Here is a 4,008-nt window from a genome sequence, read left to right as displayed (position 1 = left end):
GAGACAGTGCATAGACTTCGTGCTACCCCTGCCGGTGCTGGTGCACGCGCTGGTCAGTCTGGTGATGGTGCCGGGTGCCGCGGGCATGATGCGGGTGCCGCTGCCGCCCTGGGCGGCTGTGATCCCCCCGGTGATGGCCACCTGAGACGGCACGAGAGGCGGACCTCATGGCAAGCGGCACGGCCGACCCGTACGACCTGCGGGGCAACCGGATTCTCGCCGCCCTGCCGAAGTCCGAACGAGAACGTCTGCGTGGTCATCTGGAACCGGTCGAACTGGCTGTCGGGGATGTGCTCTGGCGTCCCGGCGAGCGCATCGAGGCGGTGTATTTTCCCGTGACCGGGGTGTGCTCGATCGTTACGGACCTTGACAACTCGACCGTCGAGGTCGCCACGGTGGGCGATGAGGGCGTGGTCGGCCTCCCAGTCTTCCTCGGCGTTGCCACCTCTACCGAACGCTGCCTGTGCCAGGTTCCCGGCCGGGCCCTGCGGATGGATGCCGACCGGTTCCGCCATGAGATCGCCGTGCTGGACGGGCAGCTGCAACAGACGCTGCAACGCTTCACCCAGTCGATGTTCACCCAGCTGGCGCGCAACGCGGGTTGCATTCACAGCCACCTCACCCACCAGCGCTGTGCACGCTGGCTGTTGATGACCGCTGACCGCATGCACAGCGACCGTTTCCCGCTCACGCAGAAGTTCCTCGCCCAGATGATCGCCGTGCGCAGGTCCTCGGTCAGCGAGGTCGCCGGCGCCCTGGCCGAGGACGCCTGTATCCAGTACAGCCGCGGCATCATCACCATCTTGGACCGCGACCGCCTCCAGGCCCACGCCTGCAGCTGCTACCGCATCATCCGCGACGCCCTCGATACGGCCCTGCCGCCCCACGCGGACTCCGCCTGAGGGCGTCCCGCCACCGGTGCGGCGCAGGCGCGCGGATGAATGCCGGCTTGCGCATGGCCACGGTCACTGCGGCTCGCTCGCCAGGCGCAGGCCGCCGTGGACGATCCGGTGGGCGACGTCGTCCGTGGTCACGTTCTCGCGGAAGGCGCGCGCCTTGATGAGGGCCAACGCGTCCGGAATGCTGCAGCCTTCCTTCGCCGAGACCATGCCGATCGCCTGGTGGATCATGCTCTGCTCGTCGACGTCCCCGTACAGCAGAAGATCCCCGTCCGGCCCGAGCAGGATGTCCGAGCTGAGGGCCGCGGCGATTGGCTGGAGATCTATCTCCGGGGGGGTGTCCCTATGACTTTGGTCAAGGGGCTGTCGGGGTTGGTGGTTGGTAGAAGGTGCCGTCGCGGAGCATCGCGAAGAGGACGTCGGCTCGGCGGCGGGCGAGGCAGAGGATGGCTTGGGTGTGGTGCTTGCCCTGGGTGATCTTCTTGTCGTAGTAGGTCCGGGAGGCCGGGTCGGCCAGGGCGGCGAACGCGGAGAGGAAGAAGGCCCTCTTGAGCTGCTTGTTTCCTCTCTGGGAGGGTTGTTCGCCGCGGATGGAGGACCCGGAGCTGCGGGTCGTTGGGGCGAGGCCGGCGTAGGCCGCCAGGTGGGCGGCGCTGGGGAAGCGGGTGCCGTCGCCGACGTCGATGAGGATGCGGGCGCCGGTCCTGATGCCGATGCCGGGCATGGACATCAGGACCTGGGAAAGGGGGTGGGCCTCCAGCAGTTCCTCGATCCGGTGGGCCAGCAGTTTGCGCTGGTCAAGCACCGCCTGGAGCGAGTTGGCGAGGCTGGGGACGATCAGTGCGGCGGCGTCCGTGCCGGGAACAACAACGGTCTGTTCGTCCAGCGCGGTGAAGACGTCCTCGATCAGTCGCTGGGCCATCCTCGGGGCTTTCGGGCGGATCAGGGTGATCAGTCGGCGGCGGCCGGCCTTGCGGATCTGGGCCGGAGAACCGGACTGGTCCAGCATCTTGAGTACGGCCGGGTGCTGGATGCGCGGTCCCAGCACCCGTTCCAGGTGCGGGTGGATCTGGGTGAACAGCCCCCGCAGCCGGTTGGCCAGGCGTGTTGCCTCGGCGGCGAGGTCGTCGTCGAACCCGACGATCATGTGGAGCTCTGCGATGGTGTCGTCGTCGAGGTCGACCGAGCGCAGTGTGTGCGGCATCGCCCGGGCCGCATCGGCGATGATGAAGGCGTCCTTCGCGTCGGTCTTGGCCTCGCCGGGGTAGAGGTCGGCGATCCGGCGCATGGTCAGGCCGGGCAGGTAGGCGACATGGCAGCCCAGGTCGCGGGCGATGGTCAGCGGCAGGGCTCCGATGGAGGCGACCTGGTCGACGATGACCAGGACGGTGCCGTGCTTGGCCTGCAGTTTGGCGAAGACCTCGCGGAGCTTGGGCTCGCTGTTGGGTAGCCGCTTGTCGAGGGTCTTCTTGCCGGTGGGGGTGAGTGCGGTGGCGTGGTGTTCGCCCTTGCCGACGTCCAGTCCGAGGTAGACGTCGATGCTGCTGGTGTCGATCACGTCGGGCATCCTTCGGTGCTGTTCCCCCGGCCCTGCCACGGCACTGATCGCCACATCCACATTACGAAGAGCCTCCCGACCTGCGAAAAGGCCGGTGCTCGTGTCCCTAATCAGCGGTCTGTCAGTGCCTCCGGAGCCGGTGACACCACCCCCCGGGCCATGCGTTCGACAAGGGGAGGTAGTCATGCCAACTCCGAAGGCCGGTCACCCCGTTGCGGGGCTACGAAAACGGTAATGGGGAGGCCGTCCCCGGCGAACACGGCCATCACGCCGAAGCGCCACCGTTCGGACGTCAGGGGTATGGCGGCAGCCGCCCGCAGTCCGAGGTCCATGACGCTGCGACCGTACTGCGGCCAGCGAGCCTCCAGGCCGGAGCCGACGGCGGCCACCGCGCACCCGTGCCGTGATGCCTCGTACATGGGGCCTTCCCCCAGTACGTACTCCAGATCCTGCGCCTGTGCGGCACGTGGGTCGGAGGAGGTGACGGCCAGTTGCTGGAGGTTGTTGTCCAGCAGGACCAGCGCTCCGCCGTCGGCCCCGCACGCCGCGACGACACTGCTCATGAAGCGGGGGCGGATGCTGTCTCTCGCGGGTGACCAGTCGATCATCTGGCGGGCGTACGTCTCCTGCATCTCGGCGGCGGTGAGGTGATGGTCAACCGCTCGGCGCTGACGGGCAATGAGGTCCTTGAACCGGTCGGTTCCGTTCTGCCGTTCCACGAGAGCTAGTCGCTCGGCGGCGTCGGCTGCTGTGGCGGCGCGCGCACGTGCCGCCGCGGCGCGTCGCCAGGCGCGGTCGGCAGCAACCTGGGGTCGATCCATGGACACCCTCCCAAGTAACTGCCTGCGCAGAAAAGGAACCACACTGTCCGGAAGAAACGGCCCGGGCGTGGGACCACGTTGACGCACATCGTTCGTAGAAGGTTCGCCTAGTTTCGGCCAGGGGCGCGGCCGGTCGGCCTTACCGGGCTATTTGCTGTGTGGCGCCCGTTAGCCGTGAGGAACTGGCGGCGCGAGCGATCTGCGCGGAAGGTCAGTCGTGGGGGACGTCCTCGGCCGCCGTCTCCGCAAAGCGCCACGCGCCCCGGTTGGCTGCGGCCTCGGCGCGCAGGCCCGCTTCCCGGGTGATGCGGGCGGCCTGCCGGCGGGAGAGGCCGGGGGAGTCCCCTGGCTGCACCTTGATGAAGCCGCGGCGGTCGGCGGGGTGGGTGCCGACGGAGGCAAGTGCGGCAAGCGTGAACGCGGATGCCCCGAGGAGTTCACCGGCGGCGTCGGCCTGGCCCGCTGCGTGGGGGCGAGTTCGCCCCGGGGGTCCTCGATGACCGTGATGCTCTGGCCGACTTCTTAGAGGTCGGAGCCCGTGGTGAGGTCGGGTCCGGGCGCGGGGGTGCCGTCCTGGCGCTGCGGCGTGCAGTGGTAGTCGCGCACGATCTTCTTACCGTGCCTGCTGCTTGTGCCCCTGCGTCAACTGCGCGCGAAAAGACCGGCCGACGAGGGGCCGTAGCACACGCGCTGTGCCGGGGCACGCTCCTCATGCCGCTCTCCCCGGTAG

5 protein-coding genes are annotated in these 4,008 nt (G+C 68.6%); 1 reads left to right on the top strand and 4 read right to left on the bottom strand.

Annotated elements, in window-relative coordinates:
* Nucleotides 1–167 precede the first annotated feature (167 nt).
* Entirely contained in the window at nucleotides 168–902 is a 735-nt protein-coding gene (locus tag ACQKIP_RS41905) for a Crp/Fnr family transcriptional regulator (protein ID WP_365867315.1), read from the top strand.
* Nucleotides 903–965: 63 nt separating this feature from the next.
* Here the strand turns inward: ACQKIP_RS41905 and ACQKIP_RS41900 are convergent, their stop codons facing one another.
* From ACQKIP_RS41900 to ACQKIP_RS41885, 4 genes are all read right to left on the bottom strand, one after another.
* Nucleotides 966–1,157, bottom strand: coding sequence for an ANTAR domain-containing protein (locus ACQKIP_RS41900; protein WP_365867325.1), 192 nt, complete (start codon nucleotides 1,155–1,157; stop codon nucleotides 966–968).
* 97 nt (nucleotides 1,158–1,254) lie between these two features.
* Nucleotides 1,255–2,466, bottom strand: a complete 1,212-nt coding sequence (locus tag ACQKIP_RS41895) for an IS110 family transposase (protein ID WP_365867341.1) — start codon at nucleotides 2,464–2,466, stop codon at nucleotides 1,255–1,257.
* Between the two features lie 173 nt (nucleotides 2,467–2,639).
* On the bottom strand, nucleotides 2,640–3,278 hold the full coding sequence (locus ACQKIP_RS41890) for a GAF domain-containing protein (RefSeq protein ID WP_365866786.1): 639 nt from the start codon (nucleotides 3,276–3,278) through the stop codon (nucleotides 2,640–2,642).
* Nucleotides 3,279–3,489: 211 nt separating this feature from the next.
* Nucleotides 3,490–3,633, bottom strand: a complete 144-nt coding sequence (locus ACQKIP_RS41885; RefSeq protein WP_365866788.1) for a hypothetical protein — start codon at nucleotides 3,631–3,633, stop codon at nucleotides 3,490–3,492.
* Nucleotides 3,634–4,008 lie beyond the last annotated feature (375 nt).

The organism is Streptomyces sp. NPDC059900, assembly GCF_050270335.1.
Classification (GTDB): Bacteria; Actinomycetota; Actinomycetes; order Streptomycetales; family Streptomycetaceae; genus Streptomyces.
Note: the sequence above shows the minus strand (reverse complement) of the source record. Positions and strands in the feature narration are given on the sequence as shown.

Excerpts from the sequence above, each read along its gene's own strand:
- ACQKIP_RS41895 (WP_365867341.1), bottom strand. The coding sequence starts at position 2,466 with ATGCCCGACGTGATCGACACCAGCAGCATCGACGTCTACCTCGGACTG.
- ACQKIP_RS41890 (WP_365866786.1), bottom strand. The coding sequence starts at position 3,278 with ATGGATCGACCCCAGGTTGCTGCCGACCGCGCCTGGCGACGCGCCGCG.
- ACQKIP_RS41905 (WP_365867315.1), top strand. The coding sequence starts at position 168 with ATGGCAAGCGGCACGGCCGACCCGTACGACCTGCGGGGCAACCGGATT.